The organism is Mycolicibacterium llatzerense, from assembly GCF_000878195.1.
In the GTDB taxonomy this organism is placed as follows: Bacteria; Actinomycetota; Actinomycetes; order Mycobacteriales; family Mycobacteriaceae; genus Mycobacterium; species Mycobacterium llatzerense.
In genome coordinates this window covers 105,589-127,630 of the sequence record NZ_JXST01000007.1, presented here as the reverse complement: position 1 = coordinate 127,630, position 22,042 = coordinate 105,589, and the positions used below count along the sequence as shown (strand labels likewise).

At 64.7% G+C, this 22,042-nt stretch carries 19 protein-coding genes and 1 pseudogene; 6 read left to right on the top strand and 14 right to left on the bottom strand.

Annotated features, from left to right (window positions below):
* Window positions 1–97: 97 nt before the first annotated feature.
* A complete protein-coding gene (locus TL10_RS07105; protein WP_157850360.1) occupies window positions 98–1,231 on the bottom strand; it encodes an alpha/beta hydrolase in 1,134 nt (377 codons plus the stop codon).
* A 1,278-nt stretch (window positions 1,232–2,509) separates the two neighbouring features.
* On the opposite strand from TL10_RS07105, the gene TL10_RS31200 reads away from it, so the two are divergent.
* On the top strand, window positions 2,510–3,190 hold the full coding sequence (locus TL10_RS31200; RefSeq protein WP_157850359.1) for a hypothetical protein: 681 nt from the start codon (window positions 2,510–2,512) through the stop codon (window positions 3,188–3,190).
* Between the two features lie 238 nt (window positions 3,191–3,428).
* Window positions 3,429–3,710 (top strand): helix-turn-helix domain-containing protein, encoded by a 282-nt coding sequence (locus TL10_RS07095; protein ID WP_423136060.1) that lies wholly within the window; start codon window positions 3,429–3,431, stop codon window positions 3,708–3,710.
* A gap of 346 nt (window positions 3,711–4,056) precedes the next feature.
* Here the strand turns inward: TL10_RS07095 and TL10_RS31940 are convergent, their stop codons facing one another.
* The 10 genes and pseudogenes from TL10_RS31940 to TL10_RS30055 form a co-directional block, all read right to left on the bottom strand.
* Window positions 4,057–4,185 carry a hypothetical protein gene (locus TL10_RS31940; protein WP_267884332.1) on the bottom strand — a complete coding sequence of 43 codons (129 nt, stop codon included), beginning with the start codon at window positions 4,183–4,185 and terminating at the stop codon, window positions 4,057–4,059.
* 17 nt (window positions 4,186–4,202) lie between these two features.
* Window positions 4,203–4,481: a hypothetical protein gene (locus TL10_RS07090; RefSeq protein ID WP_043985084.1), complete on the bottom strand. Its 279-nt coding sequence runs from the start codon at window positions 4,479–4,481 to the stop codon at window positions 4,203–4,205.
* A gap of 790 nt (window positions 4,482–5,271) precedes the next feature.
* Window positions 5,272–6,387 carry a hypothetical protein gene (locus tag TL10_RS07085; RefSeq protein WP_043985083.1) on the bottom strand — a complete coding sequence of 372 codons (1,116 nt, stop codon included), beginning with the start codon at window positions 6,385–6,387 and terminating at the stop codon, window positions 5,272–5,274.
* 167 nt (window positions 6,388–6,554) lie between these two features.
* Window positions 6,555–7,178, bottom strand: a complete 624-nt coding sequence (locus tag TL10_RS29475) for a DUF2290 domain-containing protein (RefSeq protein WP_157850358.1) — start codon at window positions 7,176–7,178, stop codon at window positions 6,555–6,557.
* 43 nt (window positions 7,179–7,221) lie between these two features.
* On the bottom strand, window positions 7,222–9,390 hold the full coding sequence (locus tag TL10_RS07075; RefSeq protein WP_043985129.1) for a DEAD/DEAH box helicase: 2,169 nt from the start codon (window positions 9,388–9,390) through the stop codon (window positions 7,222–7,224).
* Window positions 9,391–9,594: 204 nt separating this feature from the next.
* Window positions 9,595–9,870, bottom strand: coding sequence for a hypothetical protein (locus TL10_RS07070; RefSeq protein ID WP_043985081.1), 276 nt, complete (start codon window positions 9,868–9,870; stop codon window positions 9,595–9,597).
* Between the two features lie 111 nt (window positions 9,871–9,981).
* A complete protein-coding gene (locus TL10_RS30060; RefSeq protein WP_043985080.1) occupies window positions 9,982–10,236 on the bottom strand; it encodes a helix-turn-helix domain-containing protein in 255 nt (84 codons plus the stop codon).
* A 1,021-nt stretch (window positions 10,237–11,257) separates the two neighbouring features.
* The gene (locus tag TL10_RS07060; protein WP_043397291.1) at window positions 11,258–11,824 is read right to left on the bottom strand and encodes a type II secretion system F family protein; all 567 of its coding nucleotides are present in this window, start codon (window positions 11,822–11,824) and stop codon (window positions 11,258–11,260) included.
* Entirely contained in the window at window positions 11,821–12,594 is a 774-nt protein-coding gene (locus tag TL10_RS07055) for a type II secretion system F family protein (RefSeq protein WP_082067876.1), read from the bottom strand. Before TL10_RS07055 ends, TL10_RS07060 begins: the two co-directional genes overlap by 4 nt.
* An 11-nt stretch (window positions 12,595–12,605) precedes the next feature.
* Window positions 12,606–12,926, bottom strand: a pseudogene (locus tag TL10_RS30055) (TadA family conjugal transfer-associated ATPase); the annotation flags it as partial.
* Between the two features lie 283 nt (window positions 12,927–13,209).
* Between TL10_RS30055 and TL10_RS07050 the strand changes: the two are divergent.
* From TL10_RS07050 to TL10_RS07040, 3 genes are read left to right on the top strand one after another with little or no spacing between them, the layout of a single operon-like run.
* The gene (locus TL10_RS07050) at window positions 13,210–14,226 is read left to right on the top strand and encodes a tyrosine-type recombinase/integrase (RefSeq protein ID WP_234711390.1); all 1,017 of its coding nucleotides are present in this window, start codon (window positions 13,210–13,212) and stop codon (window positions 14,224–14,226) included.
* Window positions 14,223–16,883: a tyrosine-type recombinase/integrase gene (locus tag TL10_RS07045; protein WP_043985077.1), complete on the top strand. Its 2,661-nt coding sequence runs from the start codon at window positions 14,223–14,225 to the stop codon at window positions 16,881–16,883. The genes TL10_RS07050 and TL10_RS07045 overlap by 4 nt, the downstream gene beginning before the upstream one ends.
* A 47-nt stretch (window positions 16,884–16,930) precedes the next feature.
* Window positions 16,931–17,488, top strand: a complete 558-nt coding sequence (locus TL10_RS07040) for a hypothetical protein (RefSeq protein ID WP_234711389.1) — start codon at window positions 16,931–16,933, stop codon at window positions 17,486–17,488.
* A gap of 57 nt (window positions 17,489–17,545) precedes the next feature.
* Here the strand turns inward: TL10_RS07040 and TL10_RS07035 are convergent, their stop codons facing one another.
* Genes TL10_RS07035 through ssd form a run of 3 tightly spaced genes read right to left on the bottom strand, consistent with a single transcriptional unit; the run spans window position 17,546 to window position 20,288 of the window.
* Window positions 17,546–18,214: a class I SAM-dependent methyltransferase gene (locus TL10_RS07035; RefSeq protein ID WP_043985075.1), complete on the bottom strand. Its 669-nt coding sequence runs from the start codon at window positions 18,212–18,214 to the stop codon at window positions 17,546–17,548.
* Window positions 18,202–19,218 (bottom strand): TadA family conjugal transfer-associated ATPase, encoded by a 1,017-nt coding sequence (locus TL10_RS07030; protein ID WP_234711388.1) that lies wholly within the window; start codon window positions 19,216–19,218, stop codon window positions 18,202–18,204. Before TL10_RS07030 ends, TL10_RS07035 begins: the two co-directional genes overlap by 13 nt.
* Window positions 19,215–20,288, bottom strand: a complete 1,074-nt coding sequence (ssd, locus tag TL10_RS07025) for a septum site-determining protein Ssd (protein ID WP_043397285.1) — start codon at window positions 20,286–20,288, stop codon at window positions 19,215–19,217. Before ssd ends, TL10_RS07030 begins: the two co-directional genes overlap by 4 nt.
* 493 nt (window positions 20,289–20,781) lie before the next feature.
* On the opposite strand from ssd, the gene TL10_RS07020 reads away from it, so the two are divergent.
* On the top strand, window positions 20,782–21,651 hold the full coding sequence (locus TL10_RS07020) for an HAD-IB family hydrolase (RefSeq protein ID WP_043985074.1): 870 nt from the start codon (window positions 20,782–20,784) through the stop codon (window positions 21,649–21,651).
* Window positions 21,652–22,042 lie beyond the last annotated feature (391 nt).

Below are 22,042 nucleotides of genomic sequence, written 5' to 3'. Positions count from 1 at the left end.
GCGTGATGATCGCCGAATGTCGGCGGTCGGCAGGATTAGGGCCTCGATCGACACGCGTTTCAACATCAGTTTCACGGTAAGCGCGCGACGGGTTTGGTCACGCAATCAGCCCGATTCTTGCAGCTAGCCAAGGTAATTCGCTGGCGAGTGCGGCTCGGGCGGCGCCCCAGTCGTGGCTTCCGGGGACTTGGGTGTAGTGGGTGTCCAACGCGGCGGTGCGGGTTGCCTGCAGGACGGCTCGCGCGGCGGTTCGGGACTCGTCGTCGCCGGCGCCAGCAGCGATCGCTCCGGCAGAACCGGGATAGGTGCGGGTGCGCAGCAGGTCGAGTGGATTGACTCGGGCGAATGCGGCGGCGTCGCCGCCGAAGGCGGCTTCCACCGTACTGCGGCGATCCACCAGGGTGGGCTCGGTGTCACCGGCGATGTCAACGAACGTTGGGTACACGCGAGGGTAGTTGGTGGCTAGCTGCAGAGCACATGTGCCGCCGTAAGAGAACCCGGCCACCGCCCACCCGCTGGGATCGGTGTCGACAGCGAGGTTGTTTTTGACCCATGCGGGTAGATCGACCCCGAGGTAGGTTGCGGCATTGCCGAGCCGAGAATCGAGGCACAGCGGATTGGCGAAGCGACTGCCTGTCGCGTCGGCGACGATTGCCACCGGCGCGAGCCCACGGTGCTCGGCGGCGAATCGGTCCATGATCGATTTCAACTGCCCTGCGGTGATCCAGTCGCGCGGGCCGCCCGGTTGTCCGGAAATGAGGACAATCACGGGCAGCGCCGGTCGGGGATCGGCGAAATATGCTGGTGGAAAGTAGATCTCGGCAGGGCGTGCAGCGAAGCCCGATGTAGCTGCGGGAATGCGCACCGTGGCGAGTTGCCCTTGCCCCGCCGGTAGAAGCCGTGGTTGCCAGTGCATCTCAACGGGACGTCCCGCACGGTAGCCAGTTGTCGGGCGAGACAGATCCGCGAAAGGCACCTCGACATCCGATGCGATGCCGAAGACATCACGCAGCGCCGGATACGCCTCAAAGGTGCGGTTGATCTGGTTGGCGCAGCCGGCGATAACCAAGACCGCGGCAGCTGTCCTCAGGGCCGCCTGCTGCCAGCGCCGATCGATCACCATGCCCGCCACCACAAGGGTCAGAGCCAGCATCGCGGTCGCCAACCAGCCGTACACCGTTGGCTCGAGTTGATCAGGAAACAAGTACCAGACATAGCGCACCACAAACACCAGTCCGACGGTCAGTGCCGCCGCCGCGATGACACAGACCCCGAGCACCGTTGCCGGCGCCGACCGACACACTCTCCACAGCAACCACGCTCCCGCCCCGATCGCCACGACCTGCAGCACTGCCGCGAACGGTCCCGACAACAACGACAGGTCCAGGATCACCCCCGCGACGCTGCGCACTGCCATCCATGTGTCGTGCTTACGGCGATTCGGCGCACACACACGTAGCCCCGATCGCCCGGCGCGCGTCCACGGGGGCCACCGACCGCAGTGCTGATCAGTCCTGGGCCTGTCATCTCAGCCAACAGTCGCAGCCCGCGGTTCACAGAAGGCGCGGTCTGCGCGCGGACGGGCTCATCCCTCCACCCTGAATCCAAACTACGTAGTTGTCACGTAGTTCATAGGGAGTTCTGATAATACGGGATCGCAATTGCTGCGTGCCTCGACTGCCAACGTGCCGGGTGCCGTGCATCGGACGATGCATCGCTTACGCCAGTACCTCTAACACGAACGAGCACAACGCTTATCGGTGCGCACATCGAACAGCAGACGGCGATATGAATCCTCTATGAGACCCGCGGCGAGCATTGACGCCGCTTTGCCACGAGAAATACTGTCACGATCGCCATTTGAACTAAACCACGACGTAGATCCTTTCGTTCCAGCACATTTGGACTCCGCGTTGAGCAACATTCGGGAACGTCTCAACCGACGAGGAGTCGCGCAACGGTGCCGGATCGGCGCGGGCAATTGCCATCGCAACAAGGATCGCCAAGCCGATCCGTACCTGTTCAGCTTGTGCCGCATGCCAATTCAGTGTCGTGCCGGGCATTGGCTGCTAAACATCGCACTACTACCACATATTCGGCGGCGACGGCACTGACGACTAACCGGGCGTCTCGCACAATAAGGAGCACGCAATGCGTAAGAGCACAACCAGCATCATCGGCCTCTGCGCGGCGGGTGTCGTCGCTTCCCTCGCGCTAGGGGGGCCGGGGACTGCTGGAGCGGCCCCCGCGGCGGGCGGCGGAGCCGTTGACACCATCGCCCGCATCCAATCGCAAGGCGGGCATGCGATTATCAGCAAACAAGGCGACGACGCGCTGTCGAAGTGCACGGTGACGAGAGTGAACCCGGTCCGAACCCCGCAGTCCTCCAGGATGACCCGTGGATCCAAACTCAATCGGCCGCCCGTCTTCGTCGGCGTCGAGTGCTAACGACTCGGATACAGATTTTGACGCCCACCAACCGGCCAAAGTTCTCAAAACCAGATGATTTGTGACATTCCGCGACATCTCAATTGAGAAGGATGCCATCCGTTTTGAGAACGGGCAGCCGGCGAGCGATTCAGCACCGACCCTTAGCTGGCGCCGCGAGCCCTGTCACCCCGCGGCGCGCGATGATCTGCGCGGGGGCCACGAAACCATCCAAAGGGCTTGGCGATTATGGCAGCACAATGCTGTCCGGTTCACCGCCGATTCGCCCAATAGTTTCGCGTTGGTGCGGGGTGAGCGTGTCTGCCGTGAACTTTTCCACCACAAGCGTCCGCCAGACCGTCTGGTTCACAACGCAATTCGGGCAGGTACGCGGCCCGATGAGACCGGACGGACCCATTTTCGGCGGGTAGTCCCGCCCCGCCTCGTGGGCGGCTTCAGGCGTGAGATTCTGTTCAGCACCACACACTTCACAGATATGGCGCAGGATCACATGGTTGGCGATTCCGGCGCAGCCTCCAGGCTAAACATCGGACGTGATGTGGTCGCTTCCCACACGTTTCCATTGAAAATGCCGGCATTACAGGTGTTTTCGCCTTCACCGTCGTTCAGCCGAACGATCACGCCCAATGCAGTGGTTCTGGCGCGTTCCGCCGCCGAGAAACTTCTGCGCACAGCCCATTACGACCTCGTCCGCATCGAGGTCGCGATCAGCGGTTCCAGCGTGGCCAGTATCAGCGCCTGACGACTCGGGTGCCCGTGTTGTTTCGCCAGCAGGCGAAGGGCTGCCCCCTCGGCGGGCAGCAATCGGAGCGTCAGGCTGTCGGTGCGCTGTCGCGTTTCCGACCCGCGGCGGCCCTTCTTTGCACTGGCAGTGTCCGGCATGCGTTACGTCCCTCTCATTGCACGATCCGGCAAAGTATAGATCTCATGCCCAGCTAGCTTGGCAGACCTTTAGGGGTCCGATGCTGCTACTTGGTTGGGTGCCGAAACCGAGAGACCAATCCGACCCTGAACGCGTCGCCGCCTGGGAGCAGGCTCGCATCTCGGTCGGGCAACGGATCCGAGGCATTCGCACCAGCCGCGGCCTCACTCAAGAAGCGCTTGCGCTCCGATCCGGCTTGTCGCGCAACCTGCTGATCGACGTCGAACTGGGCAAAAGTGGCCTGCTCTATGAGCGTTTATTCGATCTTGCTGCGGCCCTTGAGGTCTCGCCCCACGAATTTCTGGCGGTCGACGATCAGGCTGCCGCCGGTTTGGACTGACCGCCGGGCGGCTGACGCCCCTCCGCGGTACGGAGCGCGGTCGCTCGGTTGCGCACCCCCAGGACCGTGGCATTGCTGTCGATGCAAGCCTTGCCTCGCGCCGGTCGGTTAGCCGCGCTCTGGGGGGCCGCCAGTCCTCGGCGTTGAAGACGATTCCGTGGGCGCCGGTGCGCCCGCCGAGCTCGGCCAGCTCCCACGCCACAGCGTTGAGGCGCTTCAGGTGCCGCAGTGCTGCCAGACACCTATCGCGGGCTTCCTAATCAACGCCGCGCGGTCATCTGCATCGACATCTAGTTCAGACGCGCACGGCCGCCGCTCGGTTCCATCGCTGGAGTTCACCACGGGCTCAGTCAAGGTCGCTGGCGCCGAGATGCGGATCGTCGTAGAGGTACTGGCGGATGAGGTCATTTTTCGCCGAATCCGACAGCAGCAGGACCCTCGCCGCTTCCAGCGCGTTGGCTAGATCGGCGCGCAACCGAGAATTCTCCTCAATCAGCGCTTGCGTCGACGGATCTGCGGCTCCGGACGGCGCGCTGACGTCGCCGGCGCGGCTTCGGCAAGCTCGCAAGCCTTGAGTTTGTGCAGCAACTCGGCGCGGTCCTCGTATACCTCTTTGGCGTAGATCTTGGCCGGCCGCGTCGCCGTGGGCACCCTGCGGTACCTGCTGTGCTTCTCGGTGCGAGTCCGGACAGTGTTCACGTCACAGGCCAACAGCTCCGCCGCACGTGCATAGGTCAGCACCTCGGTGTCGGCATCGTCAGCGCTAGACACAAATCTCAGTCTCACCTACAGGCGAAATTCACGCAAATATCAGTACATGAATTGCAATTTTTCATCTGCTCAGGTCAGCCCTACTATGCTGTTCGCGAGTCTATTTATAGTTTGAGGCTTTGTAATAGTAGTTTGAGGTATCGACGCCCAAACCGACAGCTCGAACGAGGGGGCCTTGACGTGACGCCGCTTTCCACCCGCGCGTCAGCTATCTCGGCGATGAGCATCCTGCTGGACGGCGACCCAGCGGCATACGTCTGCGATGGGGCGCGAATCACTGGTGGCCGCGGTGACGCGTTTGTCCGGATCGACGAGGCCGAGCACCAACGCCGTCGGCAAACTGGGCTGGGCGCTATCACCCAACTGTGGATGCTCGATGCCCTAATGAATCTTCCCCTGGGGCAACCGGTTTCAGTTGATGGGCTGACCGAGTCCGAGCAGTGGGTGCTTGACCGCCTTCCTGCGGGGGCAGCGCAGCGAGATGGGCGCTGGATCACCCGGGTGTGCCGGCCGGTCAGCGAAATCGCGGCTGTGGTCATGTGGAGTCCGCAGTGGCAGGGGGTGCTCTCCCGCATCGCGCCATTCACCCGGGTCGCTCAGCGCATGATTGTTCTGGAGCAGGTGCCTTCGGACTTTGAGCAGCTAGCCTGGCAGGCCCGCTACCAGGGCACCGGCGTGTGGGCGGCGACTGCCAACGGCGCCACCGAACTCGTGCGTGCCGAACCCGTACAGCACCGATACTTCAAGCCTGCCCGCTGGCAGGTCTATGAGTCGGCCTACCGAGCCTGGCTCATGACCCAACCGGGGCCGGCGCCATCCAGCCCGGACGATCCCGACGGATCAGCGCGACCAAAGTCCGGTCAATCGGTGCAGCGATCTGAGCCTGATCCAGGTCACGGTAGCTCTCCGCGGCTTCGACCCGCACCGAGCTGAGCCATTGGTGGCGATCGAGCGAAGGTACCGATAGCAGGTCAGCGCACAGTTGCGCGACGGCGTGCACGTTGTGCCCGATAATGTCCTGCGTACCCTGCTCCGATGGCACGTACCGGTCCGGTGGATTGCCGCACACCACGCATGCGGTGGGAACCGAGTCGATGTACCAGTGGCCATAAACGACTGGGCTGCGGTAGGTCAACAGGTCCCGGTGGAAACGGCCGGGCACATAGCCCCGTGCAAATGCGGTGTTGGACGTCGTGCCGGGCCGCGCGGGCCAGCGCATCCCCGAACGAATCCCGACGGCAACAATGCCGGCATCGACGCACAGCGCGTCGGAGGCAATCAGCGCGTCCACGCCTAACAGATGAGCCCCGGGGTGCTGGTCGAAGAGGGCACGTAGTCCCGCAAGCCGATGGCGATCGGCAAGCGCTTCGCGGCCGCCGGCGAACACAAACCCAAGCTGGGAGCCCCGCAGCGGAGCGAGCTCATCGAGAAAGCGGCTGATCATCGACGTACCCAGCATTGATGCATCGGTGGCGATAAGACCGATCATCGAGTTGTCCGGCCCGACGGCCGGGGCCAATGCCTCACGCAGTGCCCGCAGGGACTCCCACTCACCGGCGCGCACGAACAGCGACGGAGCGAACACTCCGTCGACGGTGCTCGCGGCACGGTGCGATTCGGCCCATTCACGCAGACCCATTGTGGTCAGCCCCGCGGCCGGAAGGTCCATCACGCGTTGTGGGGTCGCGAACTCGCGGCGCCATCGGCCGGGATCAACCAGGACCGTAGCCTGCCGGTGATCGCCCAGCGCGGCCTGAATCTGTGGTGCGTCGGAGCGGTCGCGGATGATGACCGCGATATCGGTCGAGGCGGCCACCGAAAGTGCTGTAGCCGCGTACTCGCGATCGCTGTACACCGCAAAGCGGTTCGGCAAAGGAGCCGCTTCCGGCGCGTCATCCGTCGTCATGGGATCCACTATCGCAAACGGCACCGACAACTTTGCGCAGCCGAAAATGTGCGCTTTCCGAACAGGCATTGCGCACGAGGCGGCTGGCTGATTGCCGGGCCAATGACTCGGCCCCAGATCCCCGAAGGTGGGCGTCGTTTTGCGCCGGGCAGGACAAGGCTGGGTGCCTACGCCAGAGCTCTCAGTCTGTAGTTCCAGCCGACGTGCATCTCATTGAGGTCGTCGGGAGAAATGACCGGATCGCCCAAGTGGCGGTATTTCGCTACGTCAAAAAACGATAAGTGCTGCCGCCAGTAGAGCGGGTAGAAGTTCTTGAACACGAAGTCCGCGAATCGCAGCGGGTGTAGGGGCGCGGCACAGGCAATGCGGCAATCGACGGTGTTGAACGTGAAATGCGAAGCTGGGTGTCCTGATTTGGCTGCCGCTACGTCGAGGTCGAACCGGACCGAAGATCTCATCAGCATCGTTGTGCCGGAGTGCAATTCAAGGATTTCTTCGAGGCTGTATCCCTCGTCGAGCAACGCGGAGTCCCACTTCCATGGGCACGGTACGTACGCGAGTCGATGTTTGACCACGCGGTCGCCTTCGAGGTTGTACGTCAGCTGGAGCAGCGAACCGTCGAGCAAGACGCACGTGTGATGGCCCGAACGAATCCAACTGAGGTACTGGTCGGCGGTGACGTGATCGCGGCTGGTCAGGAAGCCGGCGCTGCGGTCGAATGCGTGCCAGGTGACGGACTCCGCTGACTCGGCGATGCTTGAGGCGGCGAGGAGAAGTTCGGCGTTCGACAAAAAGTCGACAAGGTTGCGGATGGCGATGGCCAGCTGACGCGCGTTAGTCGTCACCGAACGCCTCTTCCTCCACCTCCTGCTGTCGGGTCAGGCTCTGAGCCAGTTGGGTCCGCATCGCTGGTGGCAGGTCCCGATAGTCGAGGACACCCTTGCCGAAGGCCTCCAGGAACACCCCCAGGCCTTCGGTGGCTTTGCGGGCGGCTTCCTCATTTTCTTCCGGGCGCTCGCGGTGGATGTGGCGCAGCTCAGCGAGTTGGGCGACGGTCGGGATATCGAACTTGAGCTGATAGTCGTTCTTCTGGACCTTGAGCGCTTCTTCGATCACTGGCCGGGCGTCGACGCCAGAACCGACAATGCGGACCCAGGCGCGGCTCCGCGTGATGGCCGTAAACAGGGTGTTGCGTCGACTGACAAGATTCCACTGGCTGTTTGCGTATTGGGCATCAAGGACGTACACCATGGGTGCCTCGTTGCCCTTTGCACGGTAAATGTGCGCAATCGCAACAGATTCTGGCGAGAAGACGGCGTCTTGACTCGTCGTGACACCCACAAGGTGCGACGCGATGTTCAGCCGCTGCAGCTCCGCCATGATGCGGGCTCCGCGCGATCGCGCGCGATACGTGTCAGGCAGCACGATGAGGATGTCATCAGGCTCGAGTTCGTCGTCGGTCAAGTTGATCCGGATCTGCTCGGCAACCCACCGGTCTTGCTGCGACTGACTGTCAAATGTCCTGATGACGACAGCATCGTCGGGGGTGAGAAGCTCGGAGAAATAGCGCGGCGACGCGTCCGGGCGGCGCTCCAATGTGACGAGGTCGCCGAACTCTAGTCTGCCCCGGGTGGGTTGGTAGCCAATGTCGCCCCAGAGCTTCGGGTCATCAGGATGCTGGATCAGCCCATCCGGATCGCGATAGATGCCCATTCCGAGTGCGTGCGCAGTCACAAGGGCCCAGGGCGTGTTGCGGTAGCAGACCGGCAGGACGATGTCGCGGCGTGGTCCGTCGGCGGGGTTTTCCAGCGAGACTCGGCTCTGTCCGTCCGTATCAACGCCGAACAGCTCGTCAGTGGTGGGCATGGCCGACTCGGACAGCTTCTGTAACTCGTCAAAGCCCCACACGATGCGCTTGGGGGCCTTGGTGAACAGATAGACAAGCTGGAAGAACTCGGGGGGCAGGTCCTGTGCCTCATCGATGAGCACCGCGTCGAATATGGGCGTGATCGACGGTTGTGCCTGCGCAATGTCGAGCAGTTCCCGGCAGATCCCAGTAAATGCGTCATCCATTCCGTATTGTCCGCGGGCGAAAGCGAAGTCGCGGGCGGGTTGTCCCAACGCCGCGGCGATCGTCGAGTACAGGCCGGCATGCCACCGTGAGCCCCATGAATGCAGGATCTGCAGCTTGGTGCGGTCAGGCTGGTCGTTGGAATGTTCGAATGTGAACCGGGTGACCAAATCTTCGATCTGCTGATACAGAGCGCGTGAGGCGAAGGTCAGCGCGATGTTCCACTCTGGGTGCTGCGTGTGCCAGTAGGCGGCCTTCAGTGACAGCACCACGGTCTTTCCGGAGCCGGCCAGGCCGCGTATGCGTTGGGGGCAGTCCGGGCTTTCGATGGCTGCGGACTTCTGCCACTGGTCGAGGTTGGCGATACCCTTTTCGATTTCTTTAAGTTTCGCACCGCGCGAACCCGGGTTGACGACGTTGGCCCGCTTCTTGGCCGGTTTGATGGTTGAAACTCGTTGCAGGGCAGCGTCCAGATTGCGCTTGATGTCTTCGGAGACGCCATTGAGGGAATGCACGATCCCCCCGACTCGCGCGAAGTCGGTGTAGATACCCGCGTCGGCCTCTGGCGGTGGGTCGACCGACGTGGGAAAGATCGTCACCGTGACGGGGTCGACCGCCAGATTCCGTCCGCTTCGCAAGTTGTCGTAGCGGCGGAGGTTGCCGGTGAGAGCGGAGTACAGCCGGTCCTGTTTTTCGATCAGCGACGACCAGTCGCTGGAGTCGCTGGGCATCGCATCGGCAACCAGGAATGCGACCAGACCGTGCGATTCGCTGACAAGGAGCCCGTCGACCTCGACGCGCTCATCCGCGGTGGTCAGAACGGGGTAAGCAAGGTAGATCGTGCCGTCGCTGACGACTGGACGGAGCAAAGCTGCCAATCGATTCGCAGCTACGCGGTCGCGGCTTTCGCCGTACACGACTTCAAGCGCCATGCCCATTATCGTGGCAGACGACTATGCGTGCCGACCGAGCTCCCGGCTCGAAGACGGTAGGAACTGTCCGGCGTGTCGATATGCGAGACCGACAGCGCCACCTGTTGCACCTGGCGCATACTGTCGGGCCTGAACACACCGTGCGAGGACGCGCCATCCGAACGCACGCGATCGACGGCGAGGCGATGGCACACCAGGCCCGTGTCACCACATGTCGCAGGGGCCCATGTCGCTGGCGGGCGGGCGACCAGCATGCACAATGCGATAGGGATCTTGGCGACCAGTAATCAGCCAGTAGTCACCTACACCCAAAACATCGCCCAGTAGGGCAATCTCGACCGCTGACAGCGGCCGCTGGCCGGTCAGCAAGATCCCGAAATCCTCAGTGGTGACACCGATCCTGGCTGCGATGAACTCGTGCGACATGCCTGCTGGGATGCTCTGACCGACCCGTCTGGCGATGTCGTGGTGATCCGACACAGTTCGACACTACTCATCGACCGCAAGGACTCGGCGAATGCTGAGTCGAACCCACCCGAGCTCAACATCGAAGCCGACCACGCGTCGACGCACCGCGGCGCGACGTGCCTGTCAGCCGTCAAACAATTCACTGACGGCAACGCCAAGCGCTTCCGCGATGTCAAACAGCCGTTCAAACAACAGACCTCGACGACCATGCTCTACGTCGATGAGGATGTTTCGACTCACGCCGCACGAAAGAGCCAGAGCCTCTTGCGTCAGACCTCGCCACTCTCGGAGAGCCTTTATCCGCGCCCCCACTGCTGCGCGATGTTCTGCCCACTGCGCCGCTCGTTCCGGTTCAACTTGCGCAGGGCGGGTGGGCACCCCATCCAAGTAGTGGCAAGCAAGCGCATTAGTCTGCCCTACTAGTAGGGCATTTGCTCATGGATTCGCTGAATTGGAGTTCCGAACTTGCTGGACAGCGACAACACGGCGACAACAACCCCCAACGTTGGACACCCCGGAGAGCCTGTCAACGGATTTGCTCACGAGCTGCCACTGGCTGAAGTTGACCGATTCGGCGCAGCAGTCGCACACGTTGCAAACCGTCATTGGCGCGAGCACAACAGCGGCCCATCTTGGCGAGAAGTATTGCAAACAGCCATAATTCGCGAACTCATCAGCCCGGAGTCAGCGGACCCGGACAAATACACCTTGACCGTCCTGATGCGCCGGGCGGCAGGCCGAGGTTGGATCGTAAGCAGTCGCGAAGCCCGGTCACTGTGCGCCGGTCCACGGTACTTCGCGCGCACCGACAGATTGCGCGCCGAGGAACTCGCCGAAACTCTCGGGAGGACGCTCGCGCAGGCGATTGGGTCATTCAGGTATCGGCATCGGCGGAGTCCCCGACTGGCTGAGCTTGCAAGAGAACTGCGGGCGGGAAACGGACATCGATCCCTTCGATCGAAAGAGTCCATCCAAGACCAAGTGCCCTGGATGACCCTCACCGGTTGGATTCGATTCGAGGGAAACAACATTCGACGAGGGCCCACCGCCAAGTCGGAACGGCAGTACAGGATGGAGACGAAGCGCCGCACTGGACCCCGCGGGACCACTCCGCACGGCCGGAACAACATGTAGGACGTTTCGGCCCACGGCCTTCAGGACCACGAACAACGCAGCATATGTGACTTGCGCCACAATGCTCATGCCGAGATATTCAGACACGGTGCGTGCATTACCCCGAGGCATATCGCAGGAATGCAGACACCACGGCACCGTGACACAGGATTTGCCGCGATAAACTTGCTGGACATGCCGCTCTCATCGGTGAGCAGCAGGGTCGCCCGGGCTTCCCAGTTGCGAAAGCTGTTGATTTTCATGGTTTTTCCTCCCCTTGTTGTGATCAGAACACCCCCGACCGGAACACGTCACCGGCCAGGCCGGCGACCACCGGCACGATGCCGAGACAAACGAATGCCGGCAGGTAGCAGAGCCCCAGTGGACCGGCGATCAACACGTTGGCCCGCTCGGCGGCCGCGTCCGCCGCGTCACCGGCGTCGGCCCGGGCCTGCTCGGCCAGTTCGGCGACGCCCTGAGCCATCGCGGCGCCCGACGACGCCGACCGTCGCGCCAGCCGGAGCAGCGCGACCACGTGCGGGTCAGTACCGCCACCCGGCTCCGACCAGGCCGTCGCCGGACTGGCGCCCAGGGCCAGGAGTTCGGCCGCACGCCGCAGCACGGTGGCCAAACCCGAAGGCGCTGACGACACCGCCGCCGCGGCCGCGGCGCTGGTCGCCATGCCCGCCGACAGGCAGGCTGCCAGCACGTCCAAGCTCGATGGCACCGCCAGCGGGTCGTCGCGCGGCGCCGCCGGCGGGGACGACCGGTCCGGCAGGCGGGGACGGATTCGGTGCACCGCTGGGCCGGGCAGCAGCAAGAGCGCGAACGCCATCAGGAAGATGCCGCTCATCGCTGCGCCCCTGCGATGATCCGGTCCGACCACAGCAGTCCGAGGCAGCACAGCACCACCCCGACCGCCAGCACGACCGCGCCATCGCCCAGCAGGAAGCGCACGGGATGCGCACCGATCAACTGCCCCAGGACAATTCCGAGCGCGGGCAGTCCGGACAGCACCGCGGCCGTTGTTCGCGCTCCGGCCATACCGGCCCTGATCCGCGATGAGAAACGTTCGCGGGCAACGACATCACGCTCGGCGGCACGCATCAGCGGGGCGATCGCCAGGCCGTGGTCGAGCGCCAGTTGCCAGTAAACGGCGAGGCGCTGCCAGTGGGCGGGCAGTGCCGACGATCCCGCGACCGCGCGCAGACCGGCCGAGACATCGGCGCCCAGCCGGGCCCGCGCCGCGACCTCCCCCAACGCCGTGGCGACGGGTCCGTCCACTTCGTGGGCCGCGGCGTCGAACGCCGCCACCGGATGCGCCCCGGCCCGCAGTTCGCCGACCAGGATGCCGAGGGCGCCCTGCAGGGTCTGCGCTTCTCTGACACGTTCGGCCGCGCGCCGCGACCGCCGCCAGCGGAGCCCGGCGGTCCCGACCACGGCCGCACCCGCCAGTGTGACCGGCAGCGGCAGGACGACCAGCGACGTCACCGCGACCGCTGCCGCCACCACCCACGGCATCCGCGCTCCGCTACGAGACCCGAATCCCTCCAACCGTTTTCGCTGCCCGAGGCGCCTGACGCCGCCCGGCCGGGGCGCGACCAGCACAGCCAGTGCCAGCATCAGCGCGGGACTCACGACCGGCCCCGAGCTGCCAGCAACTCGCCCAGCGCGGGCCGCCCAGGGCCGAGGCCCCGCTCGACGTGCCATGCGGTCACGGCCGTGACAGTCCCGTCCGGGGCGCGGCGCAGCACCGCGATCTCGCTCAGGTGCCGTCGCCCATCACGAGCACGCGCGGTGTGCAGCACCACCTGGCACGCGGCCGACAGTTGCGAATGCAGCGCCGCCCGGTCCAACCCGCCGACCGCCGCCAACGCCTCCATACGGGCGGGCACCTCGGCGGGGCTGTTCGCGTGGACCGTCCCGGCACCGCCCTCGTGGCCCGTCTTAGATGCCTACTCCGTGAACGTTCGGTACGTCCGCGGAGAGTCTCTTTCCCGGCGTCACGGACGCCCAGTAGCAATGCGTTCGTCACATTGCTACTGGGGAGGTTGGGACTTGCTCGAAGATGGATTCACTGTCCGAAGGATCGGTCACTCCGGTGGCCGGCAGTCGTACTGGATTTTCACGCCGTCAGGGGAACTGCACCGGCCATCGCTGGATGTCTTGACCCGGTTCGGCCCGTCAACTCAAGAAACGTATGCCTACAGCCTGGTTGATCACCTCAACTGGCTTCACGTGAACCGCAAGCCCACGACCGCGGTGACGCTCGATGACCTGCGCCGCTATATGAATGGGCTCACCGGGCAAGCTGACGGTGTCTACGGGGTGCCCTGGCGGGCGCCGAAGCAAAAGCCGTTGGGCGCGGCGGCAGCAGCCAACGTGGCCACCATCGTGAAGGCCTACTACCTCGCCTTGGCAGCGAAAGGACAGGCCAGCGGTGAACTGGTCGCCGGCTTCGAGACCGCGCCCAGGACGGCGAAACGCAAAGGCTCGCGGCAGGTCACATCAAATCCGTTGGCGCCCCGCAAGTCTGCACGCCGACCACGATTCCTGGCGGACTCAGTGGTGGCGTCGTTGTTCGAGCCGTCGGTGCTGACCACCGCGCGTGATCTGATGATCGTCACCTGGCTTCACGACGGTGGTCTGCGGGTCGGCGGCATGTGCGGCCTGCGTTTTTGCGACCTTCACCTGTCCGACAACCACCCGTGCGGCCAACGCGCCGACCCGCATATCCATATCGTCGGCCGGGATGACAACCCCAACCGGGCACGAGCCAAGGCGTATGCGTCTGCCGGTCTGAGCGTGGACGGCTATGTCCTGGACGGGGTCATCCGCGCAGTGAGTCCGGCCATGATCAGCACGTTCTATGGGTACCTGCTCGACGAGTACCACCCGATTGCGCATCTGGTTGACCACGAGCAGGTGCTGGTGCATCTGCGGGGCACCTCGCCGGGCCGGGCGCTGACCACCTCGGCGGTGCGCAAAATGCTGCGACGCTCGTGCCAGCGCGCCGGTCTGAATGCCCGCATCACCCCGCACGCGTTCCGCCACCGGGCCGCAGCAGCGTTATATGCGGAAACAGATTTCAACGCGGAGATGGTCGCTCAGGAGTTCGGCTGGACCAGCCCGTCCATGGTCACCGAGTTATACGGAAAGTCGGCGAACCGCGAGGCGATGAAGCACCTGCATCGTGTGTGGGAGTCGGCCCCCGGATTGTCCAGCGGCACCGACGGCGACGGAGCCCAGGCATGAGCACCGAAGCCGCGCTCAGCGAGCTCTCCGGCCCTACCCTGGTTGATACCGCCTCGGACTATATGCAGCTGCCCGCGCAGCAGCGGTACGAGCTGATCAGCCAGAAGTTTCCAGCGTGGTTGTTGGCGGAGCCGATCGTGTTCCCGCGCAACCATTCCACCTACGGGTGGGCCTGCCCCGTTGAGGGGTGCCTGGGCCTGCCCGGGCAGACCTACACCAGCATCATGTGCATCCTCCACGCACAGGAATTCGCTGCGATCAAAGAGTCGACGACTCTCGCCGAGTTCGTCGCCACCGCACGCCCGACAGGTTCCCGAAGCTGGGGGTGGGGCTTGGAACGCCGCCCGGGGTGCTCCATCTGCGGTGACAACCGAGAAGCAATAGGCAACGGACTGTGCTCGCAACATGCTAAACGTCGGCGCAGAGCCAGTCGCGAGGGCGACTTCAGTGAAACTGATTGGTGTGCAACACAAGAACCACTACCGCCCTTCGGCACCGAGTGCTCGGTGCGGCTCTGCGTCCGAGACGCTGACTGCGGTCAGTTCGAGGGCCCAAGCAAGCGCAACCTGTGCCGCACCCACCTGAGCGGCTGGCAGCTGTGGAGGAGGCGACGCGGAACCCCGCCGTCGGTGGCGATGTTCGAGGAATGGCTGGCCTCACCCGCGACGCGTGAAACGGTGCGGACTCCCGATAGTCGCGGAGAACTGCATTTGGCTGGCCTGCCCGCGGGTTTGCAGCGCGAAATTCGCTACGGGCTCGACCGTCACGCAAAAACGGCGCGGCGCACGCAGTGGCGGCCCTGGGACATCCAGGCGGTAGTGGACCAACTCGCGAAGTCGGGTGCTATATCGCTGATCGACCCGTTCGTGGATGCGATGGCCGACGATCAGGACAACAGGGCCCAGCAGCGCATCTGGCGGGATCTGCCCATCGCGGCGCGCAGCCTTCTGCTGACTAAAGAGACCGCGAAAGAGGCGGGCTGGTTTGACCATGTCGTCTCTGGGGGGAAAGCGTTTCCCGGCAGTCAAATTGGTGAGCGGCGTCGTTCGGTGTGGGACCTCACACGCATCTCCCAGCGTTGGCTGCGAGACGCGCTGTGGGATTACCTCTATGACCAGTCCCTTGAACCCGACGGGAAACGGGTCTCGACGGGGACGGTGTTTTACCGACGCTCGGGAACCGTGCTGTTGTCGTACGTTCTGGAACAAATACGCCCGGACCGCGGGAACGATCCGGCGCTGCTGCATGCCGTCGACGCGCTCACGATCAAAGAACTGGTCAATCTGTGGTTCAAGGAGCAGATCCCTGTCCCACCGCTGATTGACGAAGCCCGAAAGGCTGACGGGGTGCTGGTCGAGCGCTCCCGCCACGTCTTGATGCGCAATGCGCATATTGTGTTGGCGCACAGTAAGGAACGCGGCCGGGCATCGACGGTGCCCGAAGATTTCCTTCTGCGGTTTCCTGATTTCCCGGTTCCCGCCAGAAACCCGCTGCCCCGGCCGTTGAGCTTCGGTGATTATCAACTGCTCGTCGATCCCGACAATTTGCGTGCCCTCGACGAATTGGATTCCGCCGAGGTGGGCTTGTCTGACATCTGGCTGGTACAGGCTTTTCAGGGTGGCCGGATCAGCGAGGTTCTGAACCTTCGCCTGGGCTGCATCGGGATGGTCGGGGTCGCGCAGCCGTACCTTTGGCGCGACATCAGCAAAATCAACGTGGTCGATTACGGAATACCTTGCCACGTACCGGTTTACGAGCGTCTATTGCGCCGCCAGGCGATCACCAAGGCCAAGCTGCGCAACCGTTACCGCAAGCGCCTTGCTGCGCTCGACGGTTCCGGGCGTGAGCGGCTCGAGGCCGAATGGGAACGAACGATGCCGTTGTTCCCCGGTGCGCATCTGAATCCGGATCTGACCTTGGAGGTGTCCTACACCTCGTTCAGCAATGCGTGGAGGAAGTGGTTTGCCGGTCTGGGCCTGTCCGGGATCACCACCCACCAGACCCGTGCAACGCTCGCGACATCGCTGCTCAACAGCGGCGCCCCGGCAGAACTGGTCCGCCAGCTGCTCGGTCATTTCTCCGACGAAGCACTCGCGCACTACGCCCGCTACAACGACGCAAGTATGGCCAAGCACCTCAAGCAGATCTGGGCCGCCGGACCAGGAACCAACAAGCCCGGCACCATCCTGCTGCGGCCCGGCGACCTGGACGCCGATCCGGCGGCGGTGCGCGACAGGATCGACTTGGCGGTGATACCGGTGGAGCACGGCATCTGCCGATACGGCCCCGTGGTCGGCGGCGAAAGCTGCCCCTTCTCGAAGAACTGCACCAGCGGTCCTCAGGGCCCGTGCGAGCACTTCGCCCTCACCGGTGCTGATCTGGCGTACTGGGAACGCAAGCGCGACGCCGCTTTTCACTTCGCCGAGGGCGCCCCTAACGAGGACGCCCGCGACTACATCCTGTCCGCGTGGGACCCTTGGCAACCCGTTCTCGCCGGACTGCGCGAGGCCCTCGATGAGCTCGGCCTGCTCGAAGAAGCCGAAAAGCTCGACCTGCGCAGCCCGACACATGACTACTTCCATCCCGTGTTCACCACCGGATGGACGCTCGACCAACTTGCGCCACCGGCCCAAGGATCGGAGACGACGACCGCATGACTGCGCACAGTCCAAATCCACGAGTTGCCGCAAAGCGCCGACGCCCAGTGGAAGCGATCGAGAAGCGGGCACACCGCAGCATCGAGTGTGAACAACGGGTCCGAAAAGCGTTGAGCAGACTCACGAAAACCGGTATTCCGTTCACCGTCAAAGACGTGTGCGACCTCGCCGGGGTCGGCAAGACATTCATCTACGACCCGCGCCATCCCGAGCTGACCCAGGCCATCCTCGACGCGCGCAACGCCTCGCAAATCGCCGTTACGACCCGGGCTGAAGACCGCGTTGACGGTCGAACCTCGTCCTGGCGCGAAAGAGCCATCAACGCCGAAGGGCTCGCCAAGAAACTCAAAGCCGATCTAGCCGAACGGGATTCACGCATCGCCGATCTTATCGGCCAACTCTACGACCCCGACGGCGTGCATCTCGTTGACGAGAACGCACGTCTGCGAGGCCTGCTAGCCGTAGCCAATCAGAACCTCAAAGACGCGCACATCGAAGTGCAGAAACTCACTCGATCACTCGACGGGGCGCGGGCCAACGTCAAACGCGAACGACAGCGCAACGTGACGCAACTATTTGGCGCTGGCGGCCCGGAGCTGCGTTAACGCGGCCAGACCGAAGCGTCGTAGCGCAGTCACTCGAAAAGGAGACCTATGAGCCAGTCACAAAGGCCGGTGTGTGTCGAAATGGGCGATCGCTCCGGTGCACTCGAGCACGTCGATCACCAGACCGGCGTCAGTGAGCCACCGGTGGGCGTCGGTCCGTGTGCCCGCAGGGCCAAACGCGCCCGCAGCCCGCAGCCCGGTCATGTAGATGTCAGCGCGGCGGAGTTGTCCACGAACGGCGAACTCGCCGATCAGACGACCGCCTGGGCGCAAACACCGCGCGATCTCCGCCACCGCGGCGGCCGGCTCCGGGACACAGTGCAACCCGTTGAAGCACACGCACAAATCGAACCGGCCATCGTCGAAAGGCATGTGTTCGATGCTGCCCTCGATCAGGGTGGTCCGATCGCGATGTTCGGCAGGAATTCTGCGGCGGGCAAGCTCCAACATCGGCGCCGAAATGTCCAAGCCCACGTAGCTGACGTCCTGATCGGGTCGCAACCGACGCATCGCGATCCCGCCACCACACGGCACATCGAGAATCTCTGCACCGCTCGGCATGTCGCCGATCACGTCCATCGCGCGATAAACACGATCAACGTCAGCACCCATCACAAGACGGCCAAACCGGCGAGCGGCAGACTCCTGGCCCATCGCCCAGTCATACGACGCCCCCACGGTCTTCGCGAATGTAGGACTTTGCCAAACCCGACTCACATTGGCCACAGCGCCCAACCTAACCACTCGGAGAACTCCAAGCGGGGCATCGCCCCGTCCCTAATGCCCCGCACCCTTCGCACTGTCGCGAACGCGTCCTCAACATTGTCAAGTGGCCAAATGATGGTTGACGAAAATTTTTGGCAACTAATGGGTGGGTTGAGCGCGGCGAGCAGATCCACGACCTCCGCACCGCGCACTTCGCCGACGACGATGCGATCGGGGCGCATCCGCAGTGCCTGCCGAACCAGGTCGCGCACCGTCACCGCGCCGACGCCTTCGACGTTGGCGCCGCGAGCCACCAAGCGGACCAGGTGCGGATGGCGCGGCGCCAGCTCGGCGGCATCCTCGACGCAGACGATCCGCTCGGCGGGATCGACGGCCCCCAGGAGCGCCGACAGCATGGTGGTCTTGCCGGCTCCGGTTCCGCCGGAGACCAGGAACGCCAGCCGCGCCGCAACGATGTCGGCGATCAACGAGGCGGCGGGCGGCGCGATGGCCCCGGACCCGACGAGGCCGGTCAGGTCTTGGGTCGCGGGTCGCAGCACCCGCAGCGACAGGCAGGTGCCTGCCGCGGCGATCGGGGGCAGCACGGCGTGCAACCGCACATTCAGGCCACCGCCGATCCCACCGAGGTGGCCGTCGACCCAGGGTTGCGAGTCGTCCAGGCGGCGGCCGGCAGCCAGCGCCAGCCGTTGCGCCAGGCGCTGCACGGCGGTCTCGTCCGGGAAACGGATCGTGCTGCGGCGCAACCCGTTTCCGTCGTCTACCCACACCTCGTCGGGTGCGCTGACCAGCACGTCGGTGGTACCGGGTGCCCGCAGTAGCGGTTCCAGAATCCCGGCACCGGTCAGTTCGGTCTGCAGCAGCCGCATGCCGGCGAGCACGTCGCTGTCGGCGAGCACACCGCCGGACTCCGCGCGGATGGCGGCAGCCACCGCGTTCGGATGCAGCGCACCGCTGGTCTGCGCGGCCAGTCGTTCCCGGACGCGGTCCACCAATGACGACGTCATGCCGCCTCCCCCGGCTGCTGGTGCAGCACCGCGAGCACACGGCGGGCGGCCACGGTCAGTGGCGACCGGCGCCGCAGACTACGACCGAGACCGCCCCGCTCCAGCGCACCGTCGAGGTTGCTCTCCGCACGCATGGCCGCCAGCAGCGGCAGCCCCAGGATCGTCGCCATCTCCGCAGCGCGAAGGCCGCCGGGCGCGGGGCCCCGGACCACCAGGCCGACATTCGGGTTGACCGCCGTCACCCAGTCGGCCACCACCCGGGTCGCCGCGCAGGACCGCAGCTCCGCCGGTGCCACCACGACCACGAGATCGGCTGCCGCCAGCACCGTCTCGGCCGCGGGCGACGACTGCCGCGGCACGTCGCAGATCACGGTGGCGCCGGCGCGGCTCCCGGCCTCGACCACCGCGGCGAGCGCCGTCGGTCTCAACTCGACGCCGGCGCGTCCGGCCGACAGGACCACCACCCCGCGCCGGCGCGGCAGCGCATCACGCAAGGCCGGAAAGCTGAGCCGCCCGCCCGCTGCCGCGAGATCCGGCCAGCGCAGGCCGGCATCACACTCGGCGCCGAGGGCCAGGTCGATGCCGCCGCCCCAGGCGTCGACATCAACGAGCAGACACTCGCGGTCCGGTTCGGCCGCGGCCTGCGCCAAGGCGATCGCAAACACCGATGCACCGCCGCCCCCGCGGCCACCGATCACCGCGACGACGGCGCCGCGGCGCCCATCGGATTCGCCGGCCGCGGCTTCGGACAGGACACCGACCAGTCCGGACTCCTGGCCGGGCAAGGTGATGACCGCCTGCGCACCGATCACCATCGCGGCCTCGAACTCGCGGGTCCCCGGCGTGTCGGCGGCGATCAGGAGCACCGCGGGCCGCCGTGGCATCCCCAGCTCGCGACAGCGCTGTGCTGCCTCGACATCGAGCAGCACTGCCGCGGCGCCGACCCAGGCTTTACGGCCGGAAGGCTCTGCCGCGTACACCACCCGAATCCCCGCCGCCGCCGCGATCCGCTCGATCTCAGCGCGCAGTCCGGCGTCGGAGATCAGCGCCAAGGCCCCGGTGGTTGCCATGGGTCCACCGTGCTGCGCAGCAGGCCGCGGCACCAGAGCGCACACGCAGAATGTGGATGGATCGCAAACTGTGGACAACTTTATTGACGGACTCGTGAGAATGTCGTTCCGCAACTTTTCGCGGACTACCCGCGATGTTCGGAGAACCGGGATTGCGGTGGCCGCGCCACACGCGGAAAAGAAAAGTCTGGCGTCGATAGAAAGGCGCCGAAGAGGCCCCGCCTCGGGAAAATTCACCACCCCTGAAAAAGGGACGACCCCCGCCAGGGGGGGAGGAGGCGGAGGTCGTCGTGGATCAGCCCCGGGGGGTCGGGCTGATGCACACCCGGCGCTAGCCGGGTAAAGCCCACTATACACACGTCAACAGGGCTCTGCGCAACTGTTGATTGTCTGTGAAAGGGGCGTGTCAGCACGTCAATCGCCGCGACAGTCACGCCACCGGCGACCGACACGGCGACGCCGTTGCCAACCCGGTACTGACGTTCCGGGGCATATGCTGGGAGCCGTGACCGCATCCGATCCGGCCGCCCAGGCCGCGGCCGCGCCGCGCCAGGAAGCCGAGTCGAGCGGTCCGGTGCGCACCGCAGCCTTCTTCGATCTCGACAAAACGGTGATCGCCAAGTCCAGCACCCTCGCTTTTAGCAAACCTTTTTTCAACCAAGGTCTGCTGAATCGGCAAGCTGTGCTCAAGTCCACCTACGCCCAGTTTCTGTTCCTGATGTCAGGTGCCGACCACGATCAGATGGACCGGATGCGGTCCTACCTGACCAACATGTGCACCGGCTGGGACGTGGAACAGGTCAAGTCGATCGTCTCCGAGACGCTGCATGACATCGTCGACCCGCTGGTCTTCGCCGAGGCCGCCAACCTGATCGCCGACCACAAGCTGTGCGGCCGCGACGTCGTGGTGGTCTCGGCGTCCGGCGAGGAGATCGTCGCACCCATCGCCCGCGAACTCGGGGCCGACCACTCGATGGCCACGCGCATGGTGGTCGAGGACGGCAAGTACACCGGCGGCGTCGACTTCTACTGCTTCGCCGAAGGCAAGGTCCAGGCAATCGAGGAGCTAGCCGCCCGCGAGGGCTATGTGCTCGAGCACTGCTACGCGTATTCGGACTCGATCACCGATCTGCCGATGCTCACGGCGGTCGGTCACCCCGCGGTGGTCAATCCCGATCGCGCCCTGCGCAAGGAGGCCGTCGCTCGCGGCTGGCCCGTGCTGACCTTCACGCGTCCGGTCTCGCTGCGGGACCGGCTGCCGGCTCCGTCCGGCGCTGCGGTCGCCACCACTCTGGCCGTCGGCGCCAGCGCCCTCGCCGCCGGCGCGGTGACGTACTCGCTGCTCCGCCGCCTGAACTTCTGAAAGCTACTGGCGAGTTGCTGGGTCCCTTGGAGTAACAATCACAAATCGCCGGCGATTGGCCCTTGATGTGACTGCGGTCACGTAGTACAAAGGAAGCACGGAAGCCCCCAAGGCCAAGACCGAACCGGAAGAGAAGGTTCGACCTCCCGAAGCGGGCATCCCAGCACGGAATACCGGCACCCACGCGGAGCACATACCGCGATGATGGTAAAAGCGTTGTGGGCCTGCGTAATTGCGAAGAGCGAACGGCTAAGAGAATTCCTTGGGTGGAGTTGTAGCCGCAGCGCATTGCAAGGACGCCGAGGCCACCCACACAACCCAACAAGCACGCTTGGTAACCGGGGTTCCGTGCTAGCGGGCGGCGAGCCGAGTCAGATGCACTCTGACGACG

Bases quoted from the DNA above. Each gene is read 5' to 3' on its own strand.
- TL10_RS07085 (WP_043985083.1), bottom strand. From the start codon at position 6,387: ATGACGACGGATGACGCGCCGGAAGCGGCTCCTTTGCCGAACCGCTTT.
- TL10_RS07075 (WP_043985129.1), bottom strand. From the start codon at position 9,390: ATGGCGCTTGAAGTCGTGTACGGCGAAAGCCGCGACCGCGTAGCTGCG.
- TL10_RS07060 (WP_043397291.1), bottom strand. From the start codon at position 11,824: ATGAGCGGCATCTTCCTGATGGCGTTCGCGCTCTTGCTGCTGCCCGGC.
- TL10_RS07055 (WP_082067876.1), bottom strand. From the start codon at position 12,594: ATGCTGGCACTGGCTGTGCTGGTCGCGCCCCGGCCGGGCGGCGTCAGG.
- TL10_RS07045 (WP_043985077.1), top strand. From the start codon at position 14,223: ATGAGCACCGAAGCCGCGCTCAGCGAGCTCTCCGGCCCTACCCTGGTT.
- TL10_RS07030 (WP_234711388.1), bottom strand. From the start codon at position 19,218: ATGACGTCGTCATTGGTGGACCGCGTCCGGGAACGACTGGCCGCGCAG.
- ssd (WP_043397285.1), bottom strand. From the start codon at position 20,288: ATGGCAACCACCGGGGCCTTGGCGCTGATCTCCGACGCCGGACTGCGC.
- TL10_RS07020 (WP_043985074.1), top strand. From the start codon at position 20,782: ATGCTGGGAGCCGTGACCGCATCCGATCCGGCCGCCCAGGCCGCGGCC.